The organism is Rhizobium sp. LjRoot258, from assembly GCF_964254185.1.
Lineage (GTDB): Bacteria > Pseudomonadota > Alphaproteobacteria > Rhizobiales > Rhizobiaceae > Rhizobium.
In genome coordinates this window covers 4,188,252-4,206,090 of record NZ_CAXUST020000001.1, presented here as the reverse complement: position 1 = coordinate 4,206,090, position 17,839 = coordinate 4,188,252, and the positions used below count along the sequence as shown (strand labels likewise).

Annotated in this window: 22 protein-coding genes and 1 pseudogene; 11 read left to right on the top strand and 12 right to left on the bottom strand. The window is 60.7% G+C overall.

From position 1 onward, the window contains the following. The first annotated feature begins 52 nt into the window (after positions 1–52). On the top strand, positions 53–523 hold the full coding sequence (gene dut, locus ACSQ9D_RS20665) for a dUTP diphosphatase (protein ID WP_436283706.1): 471 nt from the start codon (positions 53–55) through the stop codon (positions 521–523). Then, entirely contained in the window at positions 523–1,422 is a 900-nt protein-coding gene (locus ACSQ9D_RS20660; protein WP_436283886.1) for a GNAT family N-acetyltransferase, read from the top strand. Before dut ends, ACSQ9D_RS20660 begins: the two co-directional genes overlap by 1 nt. A 1-nt stretch (position 1,423) precedes the next feature. Here ACSQ9D_RS20660 and ACSQ9D_RS20655 read toward each other — a convergent pair whose 3' ends face one another. Next, a complete protein-coding gene (locus ACSQ9D_RS20655; protein WP_436283705.1) occupies positions 1,424–1,894 on the bottom strand; it encodes an Lrp/AsnC family transcriptional regulator in 471 nt (156 codons plus the stop codon). Between the two features lie 103 nt (positions 1,895–1,997). On the opposite strand from ACSQ9D_RS20655, the gene ACSQ9D_RS20650 reads away from it, so the two are divergent. Next, positions 1,998–2,894, top strand: coding sequence for a DMT family transporter (locus ACSQ9D_RS20650; RefSeq protein ID WP_436283704.1), 897 nt, complete (start codon positions 1,998–2,000; stop codon positions 2,892–2,894). A 21-nt stretch (positions 2,895–2,915) separates the two neighbouring features. Here the strand turns inward: ACSQ9D_RS20650 and ACSQ9D_RS20645 are convergent, their stop codons facing one another. After that, positions 2,916–3,434 carry a Dps family protein gene (locus ACSQ9D_RS20645; RefSeq protein WP_307144487.1) on the bottom strand — a complete coding sequence of 173 codons (519 nt, stop codon included), beginning with the start codon at positions 3,432–3,434 and terminating at the stop codon, positions 2,916–2,918. 243 nt (positions 3,435–3,677) lie between these two features. Between ACSQ9D_RS20645 and ACSQ9D_RS20640 the strand changes: the two genes are divergently transcribed. After that, positions 3,678–4,295 (top strand): LysE family translocator, encoded by a 618-nt coding sequence (locus ACSQ9D_RS20640; RefSeq protein ID WP_436283703.1) that lies wholly within the window; start codon positions 3,678–3,680, stop codon positions 4,293–4,295. 132 nt (positions 4,296–4,427) lie between these two features. Continuing rightward, positions 4,428–5,390 (top strand): cysteine synthase A, encoded by a 963-nt coding sequence (cysK, locus tag ACSQ9D_RS20635; RefSeq protein ID WP_436283702.1) that lies wholly within the window; start codon positions 4,428–4,430, stop codon positions 5,388–5,390. A 76-nt stretch (positions 5,391–5,466) separates the two neighbouring features. Here cysK and ACSQ9D_RS20630 read toward each other — a convergent pair. From ACSQ9D_RS20630 to ACSQ9D_RS20585, 10 genes and pseudogenes are all read right to left on the bottom strand, one after another. Next, positions 5,467–5,688, bottom strand: a pseudogene (locus tag ACSQ9D_RS20630) (YifB family Mg chelatase-like AAA ATPase); the annotation flags it as partial. Positions 5,689–5,733: 45 nt separating this feature from the next. Then, a complete protein-coding gene (gshB, locus tag ACSQ9D_RS20625; protein WP_436283701.1) occupies positions 5,734–6,678 on the bottom strand; it encodes a glutathione synthase in 945 nt (314 codons plus the stop codon). Positions 6,679–6,762: 84 nt separating this feature from the next. After that, entirely contained in the window at positions 6,763–7,272 is a 510-nt protein-coding gene (locus tag ACSQ9D_RS20620; protein ID WP_436283700.1) for a cupin domain-containing protein, read from the bottom strand. 102 nt (positions 7,273–7,374) lie between these two features. Beyond that, a complete protein-coding gene (locus ACSQ9D_RS20615; RefSeq protein ID WP_436283699.1) occupies positions 7,375–8,472 on the bottom strand; it encodes an ABC transporter ATP-binding protein in 1,098 nt (365 codons plus the stop codon). Positions 8,473–8,483: 11 nt separating this feature from the next. Next, entirely contained in the window at positions 8,484–9,326 is an 843-nt protein-coding gene (gene ugpE / locus ACSQ9D_RS20610) for a sn-glycerol-3-phosphate ABC transporter permease UgpE (protein ID WP_368516197.1), read from the bottom strand. A gap of 11 nt (positions 9,327–9,337) precedes the next feature. Next, positions 9,338–10,219: an ABC transporter permease subunit gene (locus ACSQ9D_RS20605; protein WP_436283698.1), complete on the bottom strand. Its 882-nt coding sequence runs from the start codon at positions 10,217–10,219 to the stop codon at positions 9,338–9,340. A 73-nt stretch (positions 10,220–10,292) separates the two neighbouring features. Next, entirely contained in the window at positions 10,293–11,591 is a 1,299-nt protein-coding gene (locus ACSQ9D_RS20600) for an extracellular solute-binding protein (protein WP_436283697.1), read from the bottom strand. 87 nt (positions 11,592–11,678) lie between these two features. After that, complete coding sequence (locus ACSQ9D_RS20595; RefSeq protein WP_436283696.1) at positions 11,679–12,086, bottom strand: YraN family protein; 408 nt, start codon at positions 12,084–12,086, stop codon at positions 11,679–11,681. Continuing rightward, complete coding sequence (gene rsmI / locus ACSQ9D_RS20590) at positions 12,076–12,978, bottom strand: 16S rRNA (cytidine(1402)-2'-O)-methyltransferase (protein ID WP_436283885.1); 903 nt, start codon at positions 12,976–12,978, stop codon at positions 12,076–12,078. The genes ACSQ9D_RS20595 and rsmI overlap by 11 nt, the downstream gene beginning before the upstream one ends. Before the next feature lie 14 nt (positions 12,979–12,992). After that, complete coding sequence (locus ACSQ9D_RS20585) at positions 12,993–13,151, bottom strand: hypothetical protein (RefSeq protein WP_436283695.1); 159 nt, start codon at positions 13,149–13,151, stop codon at positions 12,993–12,995. A gap of 98 nt (positions 13,152–13,249) precedes the next feature. On the opposite strand from ACSQ9D_RS20585, the gene dnaN reads away from it, so the two are divergent. From dnaN to ACSQ9D_RS20555, 6 genes are all read left to right on the top strand, one after another. Beyond that, a complete protein-coding gene (dnaN, locus tag ACSQ9D_RS20580) occupies positions 13,250–14,368 on the top strand; it encodes a DNA polymerase III subunit beta (protein WP_436283694.1) in 1,119 nt (372 codons plus the stop codon). A gap of 115 nt (positions 14,369–14,483) precedes the next feature. Beyond that, a complete protein-coding gene (pmtA, locus tag ACSQ9D_RS20575) occupies positions 14,484–15,077 on the top strand; it encodes a phospholipid N-methyltransferase PmtA (RefSeq protein WP_037114873.1) in 594 nt (197 codons plus the stop codon). A gap of 5 nt (positions 15,078–15,082) precedes the next feature. Beyond that, positions 15,083–15,670 carry a histidine phosphatase family protein gene (locus ACSQ9D_RS20570; RefSeq protein ID WP_436283693.1) on the top strand — a complete coding sequence of 196 codons (588 nt, stop codon included), beginning with the start codon at positions 15,083–15,085 and terminating at the stop codon, positions 15,668–15,670. Position 15,671: 1 nt separating this feature from the next. Then, positions 15,672–16,367 (top strand): orotidine-5'-phosphate decarboxylase, encoded by a 696-nt coding sequence (pyrF, locus tag ACSQ9D_RS20565; protein WP_436283692.1) that lies wholly within the window; start codon positions 15,672–15,674, stop codon positions 16,365–16,367. Positions 16,368–16,391: 24 nt separating this feature from the next. After that, the gene (locus tag ACSQ9D_RS20560; RefSeq protein ID WP_024317750.1) at positions 16,392–16,679 is read left to right on the top strand and encodes a DUF1330 domain-containing protein; all 288 of its coding nucleotides are present in this window, start codon (positions 16,392–16,394) and stop codon (positions 16,677–16,679) included. A 112-nt stretch (positions 16,680–16,791) separates the two neighbouring features. Further along, complete coding sequence (locus tag ACSQ9D_RS20555; protein ID WP_436283691.1) at positions 16,792–17,772, top strand: complex I NDUFA9 subunit family protein; 981 nt, start codon at positions 16,792–16,794, stop codon at positions 17,770–17,772. The last annotated feature ends 67 nt before the right edge of the window (positions 17,773–17,839 follow it).

The following is a 17,839-nucleotide window of genomic DNA, read 5'->3' as shown; positions in this document are numbered from 1 at the left end:
AAAGCCCGGCATTGCAATTGACCTTGGCGCATCGGGCGCAAACTAATGACCCATGACAATCCATACAGACACGCGCCCGACGCTCAATATCATCCGCCTCGCCAACGGCCAGGATCTCGATCTGCCCACCTACGAAAGCAAGGGGGCGGCAGGCATGGACCTGCGCGCCGCCGTCGATGGCGCCACACCGATGACGCTCGAGCCCGGAAAGCGCGCCCTGGTGCCGACCGGCTTCATCTTCGAGATTCCGGACGGTTTCGAAGGCCAGGTGCGCCCACGCTCCGGCCTCGCCTTCAAGCACGGCCTTACCTGCCTGAACACGCCCGGAACGATCGACAGCGACTATCGCGGCGAGGTTAGGGTCCTGCTGATCAACCTCGGCGAAGAGCCGTTTGAGATCACCAGAGGCATGCGCATCGCGCAGATGGTGATTGCGCCGGCGATCCAGGCACATATCTGCGAGATTTCCGAGGCGAGCGCGACCGCTCGTGGCGCCGGCGGTTTCGGATCGACCGGAGTATGATGTCCAAGAGCATCGATCATTCCGGCCTCACCTTCCGCCGAGACTATTTCGGCGACAGCAAGGCCTGGCAGGCGCTGGTCGACCTCCTGAAGAACACATTCGATATCGACATCGGCCCATTGCAGAAAATGGGCGGGCCTGACCCGAGCAGCATGCCGTTTGGCTGGTTTGCCTGTGATGGCCAGCTTGCCGCCAATCTTTCGGCTTTCGCAATGCCGCTCATAATCAACGGTCGCACAGTGAACGCTGCAGCATTCCAATCCGGTGCTGTTCGGCCGGCATGGCGTGGGCGTGGCTTGTATCGCGACCTGACCCAAAAGGCGCTCGCCTGGTGCGAGGAGAAGGGCTTCGAAGCGATCGCTCTCTACACGGACAAGCCGGCGCTCTATGAGCCTTACGGTTTTCGCGCCCTGCCGCTGCATGCCTATTCCGGCGATGCGCCCGCCGCGTTAAAGGTGCTAACGCCGGCGCGGCGCCTGAATCCTTTGGAACCCGGTGACCTCAAGCTCTTAAGCACCGCATTGAAGGCACGTGCGCCGGTCTCGGACGTTCTCGCAGTTCGTGAGAGCGCCGCGATGTTTCTCATCAACACCCAACTCGATCCTGGCATCAGGATCAGCTGGCTGGAACGGGAACGGACCGCAGTCGCGTGGAAGATGGAAGCGCCAGGCCATTTCAAGCTGCTCGATGTCGTCTGCGCCGATACCCCTTCGCTCGCCTCGATCATTGGAGCACTCGACACCGACGTTGAAGCTGTCGACGTGCTGTTTTGCCCCGACAAGCTCGGGTGGAGCGGACAGGCAAAGTCCCTCGACAGCTACACGCAATTCATGGTCCGTGCGCCTGGCACGATCGCATTTGATCGACCGGCCATGCTGTCCCCGATGGCCGACTTCTGATCTATCGCTGCCGCGAGAGCGGTGGCAGGCGACGCTTTACCGGCGATGCCTTGACCATGGAGGTACTCGTTTCGGCCTTCTCCGCCACCTTGTCCAGGATCGCGTCGAGCTCCGCCATCGAGCGAACGACAAGCCGGGCAATGAAACAGTCGTCTCCCGTCACCTTGTCGCATTCCACGAACTGAGGTGTGTCCTGGATGATCCGCTGAACGACATGCAACTGCCCGGGCAGCGGCCGAACGCGCACGATCGCCTGCAGCGGATATCCGAGTGCCGCAGGGTCGATATCGATGGTGAAAGCGGCGATGATCCCGCGCTCTTCCAGGCGACGAAGGCGTTCGGCGGCGCTGGGCGAAGAAAGCCCGGCAGCCTGTGCCAGCTCCTTCAACGAGATGCGGGCATTCTCCGCCAGCGCCTCCAATATTTTCTGATCGACGTCATCGATCACATTATCATTAGCAGAAACAGACATTATTCCTCACAATGATAGGAGAATGGCGCACTCAACCTAATGCAAACTATATAACGAAGGGCGGGACCGCAATAATCTTCATCCATCGAGATGGAGAGACGAGATGCATAGCGAAATCCGCACCGGCACCGCCCAAATGACCGCAGCAATGCTGATATCGGGAACAATTGGCTGGTTCGTGGTCATGTCAGGCCAGCCGGTGAGCGGCGTGGTGTTCTGGCGCTGCCTTTTTGGCGCGATCACCCTGCTTGCCGTCTGCGCCGGCTTGGGATTGCTGCGACCCGGCATCATCAGCTTGAAGTCCATCGGTATCGCCATCTTCGGCGGCGTGGCCATTGTTCTCAACTGGCTGCTGCTTTTTGCGTCGTACAGCCATGCATCGATTTCGATCGCGACGACCGTCTACAATACGCAACCTTTCATGCTGCTTGCGCTCGGCGCGCTGTTTCTCGGCGAAAAGATCACCGCCGCAAAGCTATTCTGGCTGACGCTTGCCTTTGCCGGCATGGCGGCCATCGTCGAGGCCAAGCCGACCACGCCTGGCGGACACGACGGGTACGGCCTCGGCATCCTGCTGGCACTCGCAGCCGCGTTCTTCTACGCCCTCGCGGCGCTCGCAGCGAAGTGGCTGAAGGGAACGCCGCCGCATCTTATTGCGCTGATCCAGGTTGCGACCGGCGTGCTGATGCTGATGCCGACCGTGAATTTCTCGGACCTACCCACGGATGGCCAGTCGTGGTCAATCCTGCTTACCATGGGCGTCGTACATACGGGGCTGATGTATGTGCTGCTCTACGGCGCGATCCAGAAGCTGCCGATCCATCTGACCGGGGCGCTGTCATTCATCTATCCGATCGCCGCGATCCTCGTGGATCGACTGGCCTTCGGACACGCATTGCAGCCGTTACAACTCATCGGCGCGGCCGTCATCCTTGTCGCCGCGGCCGGCATGAACCTTGGCTGGACGCCCGCGCGGTTTTTGCGCGCGCGGGCGGGCTGATAATCCGGGAAGCGAACGAGACTACTTCTGCTGCCGGGTCGTTTCGAACAGGAACCAAGTGCGGCGCTCGGCCTCGTCGATCCACACTTCCAGCAGGCTCGTCGTAGCGACGTCATTGTGCTCGGAGCAGACATCATGGGTCTCGCGCAACAACGAGACCAACTGCCTGTTGTCGTCACGCAGTTCCGCCAGCATGTCTTCCGGCGTGACGTACTCGGCATCGTTGTCGTTGATGCGTTGCAGGCGGCCGATATGGCCGATGGAGCGCAGCGTCGTGCCGCCGATCTTGCGGGCGCGCTCGGCAATCGCATCGGTCGTGGCGAAGATCTGCTCGGCCTGCTCGTCGAGCATCAGGTGATAGTCGCGAAAATGCGGTCCGGACATATGCCAATGGAAGTTCTTGGTCTTGATGTAGAGCGCAAAGACATCCGCCAGCAGCGCAGCCAGGGCGGCCGAGATATCCTGAATGGCATTGCTTTTCAGGTCCGTGGGGGTAGCGAGCGGGGCGAGTTTGCGCTTTTCGGCTGCGGTGGGGCTCATCGGGTGTCTCCTCTGGCGAGCGGCGGGTCAGGCAATGGCAGGTGCGGGAGTGGCTTGTCGTTCCCCGAATTTGACGGTTGGGGCGACGCCGGCTTCGACCAGCCATCAATCACCGCCTTGGAACTAGAACCACGATCGCCAGCGTCAATAGCGGCAACCGACCGCAGCATGATGACAAGACGTCAGATCCTTGAAAGTAACGGGCTGCAGGCGTAGAAGGCGATTGCAGCAGGAGCTCACGTCATGTCATTCACCGCCCTTGCCGCTTACGCGGCGGCACTCTTCATCGCGGCGGCAATCCCCGGACCGGGCATCACGGCTATTGTTGCCCGCGCGCTCGGCTCGAACTTTCGCGAGACGTTTTTCATGGGCCTCGGCCTCGTGCTGGGCGACATGACCTATCTGACGGCGGTCATCCTCGGGCTGGCCTTCGTGGCGCAAACCTTCACGGAAGTGTTCATCGTCATCAAGATCGCCGGGGCGCTTTATCTCGGCTACATCGCCTATAAACTCTGGACGGCCGGGCTGCTGCCGCAGGATGTCGCCGCGAAGAAGGCGAGCAATGCCGGCATGAGCTTCCTGTCCGGCCTGCTGGTGACGCTTGGCAACCCCAAAACGATGCTTTTCTACGTCGCGCTGGTGCCGACGCTGATCGACCTCAACAGCATCGGGCTTCGCGAATACGGCATTCTGCTCGCAACCACCTTCGTTGTCCTGCTCGTTGTTCTTGTGCCCTACATGCTGCTTGCCGCACATGCGCGAATGATGCTCAAGCAACCGCGTGCGCTGCAGGCGCTGAACAAGACGGCGGCCGGCATTCTGGCGGGCACAGCAGCCTTCATCGCCACCCGTGCGGCCTGAAAAATTCATTCGGCAAAGCTCAGTTCTTAAAGGATTTATTCTATCCTAGTCCCGTCGGGTGGGTGAAGCCGCACTGGTCTCCGTCCGCCTTTGACCCTATTCTCTCCGCACATTTCATCCAGGGAGAGCGTAATGTCGAAGAAACCGGGCCGTGGCCGCATCTATTCCTCGATCACCGAAACCATCGGCGACACGCCGATCGTGCGGCTCGACAAGCTCGCCAAGGCGAAGGGCGTCAAGGCAAACCTCCTGGCCAAGCTCGAATTCTTCAATCCGATTGCTTCCGTGAAGGACCGTATCGGCGTTGCGATGATCGAGTCACTGGAGTCGCAGGGTAAGATCGCGCCTGGCAAAACGACCCTGATCGAGCCGACATCGGGCAATACCGGTATTGCGCTCGCCTTCGCCGCTGCGGCGAAGGGATACAAGCTGATCCTGACCATGCCGGAAACGATGTCCGTCGAGCGCCGCAAGATGCTGGCGCTGCTCGGCGCCGAACTTGTCCTGACCGAAGGCCCGAAGGGCATGAAGGGCGCGATCGCGAAGGCCGAGGAACTGGCTGCGACGCTCCCGGATGCCATCATCCCGCAGCAGTTCGAGAACCCGGCCAACCCGGAAATCCATCGCCGCACCACGGCCGAAGAGATCTGGAACGATACCGACGGTACGGTCGACATCCTGGTTGCCGGCATCGGCACCGGCGGCACCATCACCGGTGCGGGCCAGGTGCTAAAGTCGAAGAAGCCCGGCATCAAAGTGGTCGCCGTCGAGCCGGCGGAATCCCCGGTTCTTTCCGGTGGCCAGCCGGGACCGCACAAGATTCAGGGCATCGGCGCCGGCTTTGCGCCGGCAATCCTCGATACGCACATCTACGACGAAATCATCACGGTGAGCAGCCCGGAGGCGCTGGAACTTGCCCGCGAGGTTGCCAAGCTCGAAGGCGTGCCGGTGGGCATTTCCTCCGGCGCAGCACTGGCCGCGGCGATCGAGGTCGGCAGCCGCGAGGAGAACGCGGGAAAGAATCTCGTCGTGATCATTCCGTCCTTTGCCGAACGCTATCTCTCGACCGCACTGTTCGACGGCCTCGGCAACTGAAAGGCCTCATCGGCTAAAGGAACCTGGGGCGCCTCGGCGCCCCTTTTCGTTTCAGGCGGCGGCGGTCGCCGGCGATTCAATAGGAAATTGCCTCGGCAAGGTGAATGCGGCCTACGGTCTCGTTGCCATCAAGATCCGCCAAGGTGGTGCGCACCACTTTCATTGCACGATGGTAGCCACGCGCCGAGAACTTCATTTTCTCGGCCGCGTCGCGGAGCAATTGCAGTCCGGCAGGATCCGGCGCGGCGTATTTCTCGATCATGGCGGTCGAAAAACGAGCGTTGGCGCCGATGTCGCCGAGCCCGGCTGCGACCGCGCGCCGCGTGGCGCGCGGTCAAGACGTTCAACGCTTCCGCGCGATCGCGTCCCAAAGCAGGGCAGCAATATCGGCGCCGCCGAACTTGCGCACCTCACGAATGCCTGTCGGCGACGTCACGTTGATCTCCGTCATATAGTCGCCGATGACGTCGATACCGACGAAGAGGAAACCGCGTTCCTTGAGCGCAGGGCCGATCCGCCTGCAGATTTCGATTTCGCGTGCCGTCAGTTCGGTTGCCTCGGCGCGTCCGCCGACATGCATATTGGAACGACTGTCGTGCTCAGCAGGGACGCGATTGATGGCGCCGGCCGGCTCGCCATCGACAAGCAGGATCCGCTTGTCGCCCTTGCGCACGTCAGGCAGGTATTGCTGTGCGATGAAGGGTTCGCGGAACAGCTGGCCGAACATTTCGAGCAGCGACGACAGGTTGCGGTCGTCCTTGGTCGAGTGGAAAACGCCGGCGCCGCCATTGCCGTAGAGCGGCTTCAAGATGATGTCGCCCATCTCGTCGCGGAAACGGCGGATTTCGCCCGCGTCCTTGGTGATCAGCGTCTTCGGCATCAGATCGGCAAATTCAGTGACGAAGATCTTCTCAGGGGAGTTGCGAACCCAGGCCGGATCATTGACGACGAGCGTCTTCGGGTGGATCCTCTCGAGCAAGTGTGTTGAGGTGATATAGGCCATGTCGAACGGCGGGTCCTGGCGCAGCAGGATCACGTCCATCGTCGACAGATCGACACGTTCCGACGTTCCGAGTTCGAAATGGTCGCCCTTGACGTCGCGCAACACCATCGGCTCCACGGTAGCGAAGAGCTTTCCGTCCCGAAAGCTCAGGCGATCGGGCGTGTAATGGAAGAGCTTATAGCCGCGAGCCTGCGCTTCGAGGCTCATCGCGAAGGTGGAATCGCCCGCAATATTGATGCCGGCAACATGGTCCATCTGGACCGCTACATTCTTGATCTTGGCCATTTCCGTCCCTTACCTGATGCCGGACAGATGTAGGCTGCAGATGCCCCGAAAGCAACGCCGTGCTCGCGTCGCGAGACGAAATCTTCAGGCCGCGATGCCGCTCTTGGGAGCGTCGCCGCGCAGCAGGCTGCGGAGCCGATAGGCAAGCGCAACCGGCTTCGGGAACGGCTTCCTGAGGAACGCAACTTTGCGCACGAAATTGTCCACGCGCCAGCTCGCCCAGGTGCCGGCGGCAAAGAAGGCGACATCGCCGGCACCGAGCGTGCGCTCCGTGCCGTCCTCGGCGAGGATATGAACTTCGCCTTCGAGGATCATCACCGTCTCGTCCCAGTAGAAGAACCAACGGAATTCGCCCGCCGTGCAGTCCCAGATTGCGGTCAGGGCTGCATCGTCATGGCTGCGCGAATGCTCCCCTGTTCGCGCCTGCGGGTTGCCGCTGATGATCCAGTCGGGATTGATCGGGGTCGAGCGCATGACGAAATTATCACCTGATTTCGCCACGAACCTCTTAGGCGTCGCTTGCGGCAGACTCGGAAAAGGGACGACCCGCGCGGCCATTGCGACCATGCTCGCCAGCATCATCTGCATACCCATCAACAACCCCGTTGTTATCAAATCCTCGTCGGGATAGCAGAGAGTTGTAAAGGTACCGTACAAGCAGTGCCTACAATTTGAACGATCACGACGTCCAAGGTGCTAGGCAATTTCCGTTTTCGTCGCCACGGCCTGTGAAAAAGCTGTTCCGCCGATACGCTTTCCGGTGTCGTGACTGAAGAAATGCAGTCTTTCGGCACCCACGACCAGCCGCAGTTCGGACGTTAGTTCCGTCTCCGGAGACAGGACTGCCGTCAGCGGCTGATCGCCAAGACTTCCATGCACGAGACGCTGCGAGCCGAGCTCTTCCACATAGTCCACCACAACAGTCATGGCATGTTCGCCGGGCCTGGCGAGGCGCAGGTCCTCAGCGCGAATGCCGATCGTGACGGGCCCGGATGTGGGTGCATGACCGCCAAGGTCGATTAGGTTCGGGCCCAGTGCAAGCTTGTCGCCATGCAGCTCGCCCTGCAGCAGATTCATCGCCGGGGAGCCGATGAAGCTCGCAACGAAGGTCGATGCTGGCGTGTGATAGACGTCGAGCGGGGCGCCGATCTGCTCGATTTCGCCGCCATTCAGAACGACCAGCCGGTCCGCCAAGGTCATGGCTTCGAGCTGGTCGTGGGTGACGTAGATCGACGTCGTGCCAAGCCGGCGCTGCAGACGCTTGATTTCGCCGCGCATCGACACGCGCAGCTTGGCATCGAGATTCGACAGGGGCTCATCGAACAGGAAGGCGGCCGGCTTTCGGACGATGGCGCGGCCCATGGCGACGCGCTGACGCTGGCCGCCCGAAAGGGCGCGCGGCTTACGCTCGAGATAGGCATCCAGCTGCAGCATACGAGCCGCCTGCGCAACGCGGGCATCGATCTCGGCCTTTGGCGTCTTGCGGTTGCGCAGGCCGTAGGCAAGATTTTCATAGACCGTCATATGCGGGTAAAGCGCGTAGTTCTGGAAGACCATGGCGATGTCGCGCTCGGCGGGATCAACCCGGTTGACGACACGGTTGCCGATTTTCACCTCGCCCTTGGAGATTTCCTCTAGGCCGGCGACCATGCGCAGAAGTGTCGACTTCCCGCAGCCGGACGGGCCGACAAGAACGATAAACTCGCCGTCCTTGATGTCGATGTTCACGGACTTCACCGCATGCACGTCCCCGGTATAGATCTTGGAGACCTGATTGATTTCGATGGCGGCCATCGGCGTTTCCTTTACTTGTCGCTTTCGGTGAGGCCCTTGATGAACCAGCGCTGGAACACCACGACGATGATGACAGGCGGCAGCATCGCGAGGATCGCGATGGCGAAGGCTTCGTTGTAGTCAGGGATCTGCGCGCCGACCCAGACCAGCAGGATCTGCTTGATGCCGCGCACCAGCGTGTAGAAGCTCTCGTCATTGGTCATCAGCATCGGCCAGAGATATTGGTTCCAGCCGTAGACGAACATGATGATGAAGATCGCAGCGACCATCGTCTTCGAGAGCGGCACGATCACGTCGAAGAAGAACTTGATCGGGCCGGCGCCATCAATGCGCGCGGCTTCCAGCAACTCGTCCGGGATCGATTTAAAGAACTGCCGAAAATAGAAGGTGCCCGTCGCCGACGCCAACAGCGGCACGATCATGCCGGTATAGGTGTTGATGAGGTGCAACTGGTGCATCACCTCATAGGAGGGAAGGATGCGGACTTCGAGCGGCAGCAGCAGCGTCGTGAAGATCATCCAGAAAAACAGCGTTCCCAGACGGAAGCGGAAGTAGACGATGGCATAGGCAGCCATCATCGACAAAACGATCTTGCCAACGGCAAAGCCGATCCCGAGGATCAGCGAGTTCATCAGCATGCGCGTGCCGGTGACCTGGCCTGTAAAGCCGCCCTCGCGGTTCAGGACTGTGTTGTAGGTTTCAGCGAAATGATTGCCCCAGGTCAGCGTCAGACCTTGCCGGTGGATTTCGGCGGCGTCGTGGGTCGAGGTGAAGAAGGCAACGACGACCGGCGCCATCATGACGAAGACGCCGAGGAGCAGGATGATGTGATCGACTATCTTGAGACGGTACATTCCCGCGCTCCTCAATTGTAGTGAACGCGCCGCTCAATGAAGCGGAACTGGAAGACGGTCAGCACGAAAACGACGATCATCAGGATCACCGACTGGGCCGATGAGCCGCCGAGGTCGTTGCCGCGGAAGCCATCCATATAGACCTTGTAGACCAGCGTGATCGGGTTGTTAGCCGCCTTGTCCTTCACCATCACATCGACAATGCCGAAGGTGTCGAAGAGCGAATAGGTGACGTTGATCACGAAGAGGAAGAAGGCCGTCGGCGCCAGAAGCGGCAGGATGACCGTCCAGAACCGGCGAAAGCCCGAGCGGCAGTCGAGCGCCGCGGCTTCGCGAACGGAGACCGAAATCCCCTGGAGGCCCGACAGAAAGAAGATGAAATTATAGGGGATCTGCTTCCAGACGGAGACGACCACCATCGCAAAAGCCGTATCGAAATAATTGAGACCGATCTTCATGTCCCAGCCGAACAGGGCGGCAAAGCGGACGAAGGGACCGATATGCTGGTCGAAGAACATCATGCCGATCAGGCCGGCAACCGGCGGGGCGATCGCATAAACCGAGATCAGCAATGTCTTGTAGGTCGAATTGCCGCGAATGACGGCATCCGCCTTGACCGCCAAGAGCAGGCCGAACGACAGCGAGAAGAAAGTGACGAGCGCCGTGAAGACCGCCGTGAAGCCGGCGATCGAGCGGTATTCGGTGCTTTCGAGAATACCTCTATAGTTATCCAGGCCGACGAAACTGGAGCCGAAGCCAAACGGGTCTTCGAGGAAGAACGACGACTTCACCGCCTGAACGGACGGCCAGTAGAAGAAAATGAAAATGACCGCCATCTGCGGCAGCAGGAAGAGATAAGGCAGCGTTGGCGACGAAAACTGCACGCGCTTCATGGCGGGACCTTTGCAAAGCGGTTCCGGAGACGGCGAGCGCCTCCGGAACCGTTGTTGTCATCGATAAACGAGTTCAGCCGGCGGTCTTGGCGAAACGCTCGAGCAGCTGGTTGCCTTCCTTCTCGATCGTGTCGAAAGCGTCCTTGACGGAGGTTTCGCCCGAGAAGATACGGCCATATTCGCGTTCCATGATTTCGCGGATCTGCGGGTAGAAGCCGAGGCGATAGCCCTTCGACCATTCGCCGTCTTCCAGCTTCAGCTGCTTGATGCCGACTTCAGCCACCGGCTCCTTGTCATAGTAGCCTTCCTTCTTGGCGAGCTCGTAAGCTGCCTCGGTGATTGCGACGTAGCCGGTTGCCTGGTGGTAGAACTTCTGGATCTCGGGCGAGGTCAGGAACTGGAAGAAATCCGCAACGCACTTGTTCTCTTCAGCCGACTTGCCCGACATGGCAAAGAGTGCAGCGCCGCCGATGAAGCTATGGGTGCCAGCGCCCTTGATCGAACCCCAGTACGGCAGGAAGGTTGCCGAGAAGGGCATCGTTGCCGTCTTCTTCAGGCCGCCGAAGGAACCCGAGGAACCGATCCAGAGAGCGACCTTGCCTTCTTCGAAGGGCTTCTGGTTGTCGCTCCAGCCGGCGCCGTAGTACTTGAAGTAACCTTCGTCAGACCAGGCCTTCAGCTTGTCGAACATCATGATGAGGTTCGGGTCGGTGACCTTGAGCTTGGTGTCGACGACGCTGTCGTAGCCGTTCTTGTTGGTGGCGAACTGGATGTTGTTGCGCGAGAAGAAGTTCTCGGTGAATTCCCAGGTCAGCTGCGACTGGACGAGCGGGATGTAGCCGGCGGCCTTGAGCTTCGGCGCGATCGCCTCGAACTCTTCCCAGGTCTTCGGGGCTTCGACGCCTGCCTTTTTCAGCGCTTCCGGATTGGTGTACATGATCGGAGCGGAAGAGTTGAAGGGCATGCCGACGAATTTGCCGTCAGCAGCAGCGTAGAAATAGCGAACACCCGGAATGAAGGCATTGCGGTCGAACTTGTAGCCGGCGTTCTTGATCAGATCTTCGGCCGGAACGACCGCGCCCTTGGCGTTGATGATGGTGGCAGCACCTGCGTCGAAGACCTGCAGAATGTTCGGCTGCTCGCCGGAGCGGAATGCGGCGATGCCAGCTGCAAGCGCTTCTTCGTAGGTACCCTTGCTGACTGGGGTCATTGCGCAGGCAGACTGCGAAGCGTTGAACTTCTGTGCAACCTCATTGATGACTTCGCCGTTGCGGCCGCCCATGCCGTGCCACCACGTGATGTTGGTCGCAGCAAAGGACGACGATGCCGAAAAGCTTACGGCCATGGCCGCCATCGAAATTTTCTTGAACATGGCTAATCCCTCTCCACCAGTTATTGGGGTGAGGAGTGCAATAGAGGCCTTCCATGACGCCTCCTTAATGGTTTGATGACAGGAGTGTTACATCGATACCTTTTTGCACACGATTGCAATCGACATCAGAAAGGCATTCGGAAAATGGCGAGGCAAGCGGCCGGCGAGATGACCACCGTATCGTAACGCTTCGAAAGCACAGCATAATCGCGTTGGCGCGCCAACCACAGATCGCTCGCCGCTCTGATCCGATTTTGTGCCATTGGCGGCACAGCGTCGATGGCGCTCATCTCCTCGCGGACGCGCCTTCACGTCCACGAAAATCGCCAGATTGCGCTTGGGTGCAACAATGTCGATCACGCCAAGCTTGGTGCGATAGCGCAGGGCGACGATGCCATAACCCTTCAGCATGAGATAAAGAGCAGCCAAATACTCGGAGACATGGCCAGGGCGAAGCGCCTTGGGGCGGGCGGCCGCGGCAGCCCTATCGCCCATCGCCACCCTTCATGTCGAGAAGCCGTTGGTAGAGGTCCTTCTTGGAAAGACCCGTCAGCCGCGACGCTTCCGCGGCGGCCTTGGAGGTCGGTAGGGTCCTGGCTAGGTCGGTCAGGATCGCATCGACGTCGGCGGCTTCGACCGGGCGCTCCGGCGGCGGACCAATGACAAGCACGATCTCGCCTTTGACGCTGTCGACATCGGCATAATGTGCAGCAAGCTCCGCCAGCGTTCCGCGGCGAAACTCCTCGTACGTCTTGGTCAATTCGCGACAGACGGAGGCCACGCGATCACCGCCGAGCACATCGGCGGCAGCGGCCAGCGTTGCCGCTATGCGATGCGGCGATTCAAAGAACATCAGTGTTGCGGAAACGGTTACGAACCCAGCCAGACGATCGCGACGCGCCTTGTCCTTGGTCGGCAGAAAACCGGCGAATAGAAAGGCATCGTTGGGCAGGCCGGAACCAACCAGAGCCGCAAGGGGGGCGGACGCACCGGGAATGGGCACGACGCGATAACCTGCCTCGATGGCGCTCTGTGCGAGACGATAGCCGGGGTCTGAGACCAGGGGCGTCCCTGCATCAGATACAAGAGCGACGGATTTGCCGGCCTCCAGCGCCTGCATCAGTCGCGGGCCAGCCTCGTCGGCATTGTGCTCGTGATAGGCGTAGGGGCGGTTCTGAATGCCGTAGCGGTCCAGCAGCACGCGGGTGACGCGCGTGTCCTCGCAGGCCAGCACATCGGCACCGGCGAGCGTTTCCAGTGCGCGCAGGGTGATGTCGCCGAGATTGCCGATCGGCGTTGCGACGAGATACAGCGCCGGCTCCAATGGCCGCGCCGGAATGGACATATTGTGCAGGCGGAAGCTGCGTTGCCTGCCGCCTTCGGCCATCACATCGTCGTTGCTCAAGGTACGTCTACTTTCTTTGGCTTCGCGCCTTTATGGGCGAGGCCTTGCAGTTCGGCAAGGCCGCTGCAATTTCTGTGAGCATTGCGCGGGAAAAAGGGCAATTGCATCGACGCTTCCGTTTGCGCCTCTTGCAATCCGTCGCAAAATTCTGCCATTTTGCCTGTCCACTCTCCGGTCCCTTTTGGGAAAAAGCATTCCTTGCGGCGCGCGACATGCGCGCCCAAGCAGTAACGGTCGAAAGCGGTAGCATCCCATGCGTATTACAATTGAGCGGTCCAACCTTTTGAAGTCGCTGAACCACGTGCATCGCGTGGTCGAACGCCGGAACACAATCCCGATCCTGTCCAACATCCTGCTGCGTGCCGACGGCCAGAACCTGGACATGAAGGCAACCGACCTAGACCTCGAGGTGACCGAGGCGACGCCTGCCAACGTCGAACAGGCGGGCGCAACGACCGTTCCCGCGCATCTTCTTTACGACATCGTGCGCAAGCTGCCGGACGGTTCTGAAGTGCTGCTTGCGACCAGCACCGACGGCGGCTCGATGACGGTTCAGTCCGGCCGCTCCAAGTTCTCGCTGCAGTGCCTGCCGGAATCCGACTTCCCTGATCTCACCGCCGGCACCTTCAGCCATACCTTCAAGCTGAAGGCGACCGACCTCAAGATGCTGATCGATCGGACGCAGTTCGCGATCTCGACCGAGGAAACCCGCTACTATCTGAACGGCATTTTCTTCCATACCATCGAAAGCAAGGGCGACCTGAAGCTCCGCGCCGTTGCAACCGACGGCCACCGCCTCGCCCGGGCCGACGTGGATGCGCCATCGGGCTCGGAAGGCATGCCCGGCATCATCATCCCGCGCAAGACCGTGGGCGAGCTGCAGAAGCTTGTCGATGTACCCGACGCGATTGTGACCGTCGAAGTTTCCGACGCCAAGATCCGTCTCAGCATCGGCTCGATCGTCATGACGTCGAAGCTGATCGACGGCACGTTCCCGGATTACCAACGCGTCATCCCGACCAACAATGACAAGGAAATGCGGGTCGACTGCACAAGCTTCGCGCAGGCCGTCGACCGCGTCTCGACCATCTCCTCCGAGCGTGGCCGCGCGGTCAAGCTCGCCCTCTCCGACGGCCAGCTACTACTCACCGTCAACAACCCGGATTCCGGCAGCGCGACCGAAGAAGTCGCCGTCGGCTACGACACAGACGCCATGGAAATCGGCTTCAACGCGAAGTACCTGCTCGACATCACGGCGCAGCTTTCGGGCGACGAAGCGATCTTCCTGCTCGCCGATGCCGGCTCGCCAACGCTCATTCGCGACACGGCCGGTGACGACGCTCTCTATGTGCTGATGCCGATGCGCGTCTAGGAGCGCGTCGCATTTACTACGCAAATTTTGTCAATTGCGACGTCGGGTCTTGTTTTTCGTGCCGACTGGCCGCAATTAGGGACCGGGCTGCTGGTTGCATATCTAGGAGGACGGCATGGCGTTGCGCCTGAAGGAACGGCTGGGCAAGAAGTTCGATGAGGAGATCCGCTTCTTCAAGGGAATGATGCAGGGGCCGAAGACCGTCGGTTCGATCGTTCCCACCTCCTCCATCACCGCGCGCAAGATGGCGAGCGTCGTCAACCTGCACTCGGGCTTGCCGGTTCTCGAGCTTGGACCGGGCACCGGGGCGATCACCAAGGCAATCCTCGGGCGCGGGGTAAAGCCGGAAAATCTGGTCGCCGTCGAATATTCGACGGATTTCTACGAGCACCTGGTCCGGCTCTATCCGGGCGTGAACTTCATCAATGGCGATGCGTTCAACCTCGACAAGACGCTCGGTGACCTGAAGGGTCAGACCTTCGATTCCGTCGTTTCCGCCGTTCCGCTCCTGAACTTCCCGATGCAGGCGCGCATCGCGCTTCTGGAAAGCCTGCTCGACCGCCTGCCGGCCGGCCGGCCCGTCGTGCAGATTTCCTACGGCCCGGTGTCGCCGATCATTGCCCGGCCCGATCGCTATCACATCCAGCACTTCGACTTTATCGTTCGCAACATCCCGCCGGCGCAGCTCTGGATCTACCGGCGCGGCTGAACCCGGTGTTTGGCCTTTACATCACCCATCCGCAAGTGAAGATCGATCCGGCCGTTGCCGTGCCCAAATGGGGATTGTCGGAGATGGGTGCCGCGCGTACCCGCAAGGCGGCCGAAAGCAGTTGGGTACGGCAGCTGCGGCGCATCGTTTCCAGCGACGAGACGAAAGCGATCGAGACCGCGGAGATCCTTGCCGCCGCTGCAGGGGTGCCCGTCGAGATTGTCCACCGCATGCACGAGAACGACCGCTCGGCCACCGGTTTCCTGCCACCGCCGGAATTCGAGAAGGCGGCCGACTGGTTCTTTGCGCATCCCGAAGAGAGCTTCAGAGGTTGGGAACGGGCGATCGATGCGCAACGGCGGATCGTTTCGGCCGTCACCGATGTCCTCGCTTCGCATGATCCCGCCTTGCCCATTGCATTCGTGGGCCACGGAGGTGTGGGAACCTTGCTGAAGTGCCATTTGCAGGGCCGCCCGATCCGGCGCGACGGCGACCAGCCGGGAGGCGGCGGCAATCTCTACTGTTTCAGCCTTGCGGATCGGCGCCCATCGTGCGACTGGACGCCTATCGAAGAGTGGCAGGGATGGATGTGACATGGATGCACGCGAGCGGCTGATCGTCGGGCTGGATGTTCCAACGCTTGGCGAGGCTGAGAAGATCGTCGATGCGCTTGGCGACGACGTCGTTTTCTACAAGATCGGCTATCAGCTTGCCTTTGCCGGCGGCCTGGAATTTGCGCGCGACCTTGCGAAGAGCGGCAAGAAGATCTTCCTCGACATGAAGCTGCTCGACATCGACAACACAGTCGCCTCAGGCGTCGAGAACATCGTCAAGATGGGTATGTCGATGCTGACGCTGCACGCCTATCCGAAGGCAATGAAAGCTGCGGTCGAGGCCGCCAAGGGATCCGACCTCTGCTTGCTCGGCGTGACTGTGCTGACCTCGATGGATGAGCAGGACCTGTTCGCGGCCGGTTACGAGTATGATCCACATACCCTCGTACTGCGCCGCGCCGAACAAGCGCACCTTGCCGGCATGGGCGGCATCGTCTGCTCCGCCGAGGAAGCGTCCGCCGTCCGCAAGATCATCGGCCCCGATATGGCGCTCGTCACACCGGGCATTCGCCCGGCCGGCAGCGACAAGGGCGACCAGAAACGCGTGATGACGCCGGCCGCGGCGCTGAAGGCCGGCTCCAGCCATCTCGTCGTCGCCCGCCCGATCGTCAAGGCTGCTAATCCCAAGGAAGCGGCTCGGGCAATCCTCGCCGAAATGTCGGCGGCCCTTCAATAATCAACCAAGCCAGGGAGCGTTGAGATGGCAAAAGGATACTGGATTGCACGCGTCGATGTTCGCGAGACCGAGCGCTACAAGGACTATGTTGCGGCAGCCAAGCCGGCCTTCGAGAAGTATGGCGCCAACTTTCTCGCCCGCGGCGGCGCGATCACCGAGCTCGAGGGCAAGGCGCGGGCGCGCAACGTCGTGATCGAGTTCCCCTCGATGCAGCACGCCGTCGATTGCTACAATTCGCCGGAATACCAGATCGCCGCCAAAATCCGCCAGGAAATCGCCGATGCCGAGATGGTCGTCGTCGAAGGCATCTGAGGCGAATTTTCAGCCCTGAGAACTGCGGCGCGATGGCCCTTTTCGTCACGCCGCGATTGGTCTAAGACGAAACCAGATCGATCACACAACTGAGCCTTTCGAGGAGCCTGTCATGACCCTTGCCAACTTGCCGCCACTCGTCACCGTGTTCGGAGGGTCCGGCTTCATCGGCAGGCATATCGTGCGCACGCTCGCAAAGCGCGGCTACCGCATCCGCGTTGCCGTTCGTCGCCCGGATCTCGCCGGCTTCCTGCAGCCGCTCGGCAATGTCGGGCAGATATCCTTCTTCCAGGCGAACCTGCGCTACCGCAACTCCGTCGATCGTGCCGTAGAAGGCGCCGACTACGTGGTCAACTGTGTCGGCATCCTGCACGAGGCGGGCCGCAACTCGTTCGAGGCGGTTCAGGAGTTCGGCGCCCGTGCCGTCGCTGAAGCGGCCCGTGCCGTCGGCGCCAAGCTGATCCACATCTCGGCGATCGGCGCGCACGCGCATTCCGACTCCGGATACGCCCGCACCAAGGGTCGCGCCGAAGCAGCGATCCACGCGATCAAGCCGGATGCCATCATCTACCGTCCATCAGTCGTCTTCGGTCCCGAGGACAGCTTCTTCAACAAGTTTGCCGACATGGCGCGCATCGCACCCGTTCTGCCACTGATCGGCGGCGGCAAAACGAAATTCCAGCCGGTCTACGTCGTGGACGTTGCCGAAGCCGTCGCCAAGGCTGTGGAGGGCAAGGTGGCCGGGGGCGAAATCTATGAGCTTGGCGGACCTGAAGTGCTGACGTTCCGTGAATGTCTCGAGATCATGCTCAAGGCAACCTGGCGCAAGAATCGTCTGGTTTCGATCCCCTTCGGCATCGCGTCGCTCATCGGCAGCATCGCCTCGCTCGTTCCGTTCATCACACCGCCGATCACGGCCGACCAGGTGCGCCTGCTGAGGAAGGACAATATTGTTTCGAAGGAAGCGGAAGCCGAAGACCGTACCTTGAAGGGCATCGGCATCACGCCAACCCTGGTGAGTTCAGTCATTGGTTCGTACCTCGTGCAGTATCGTCCGCACGGTCAGTATACCGGATCAGGCAAGGCCGCCTGAGGCCATCCTACTTCCCAACACCACACGCCGCTCGCGATCCTCGTGGGCGGCGTTTTTCGTGGAAGGG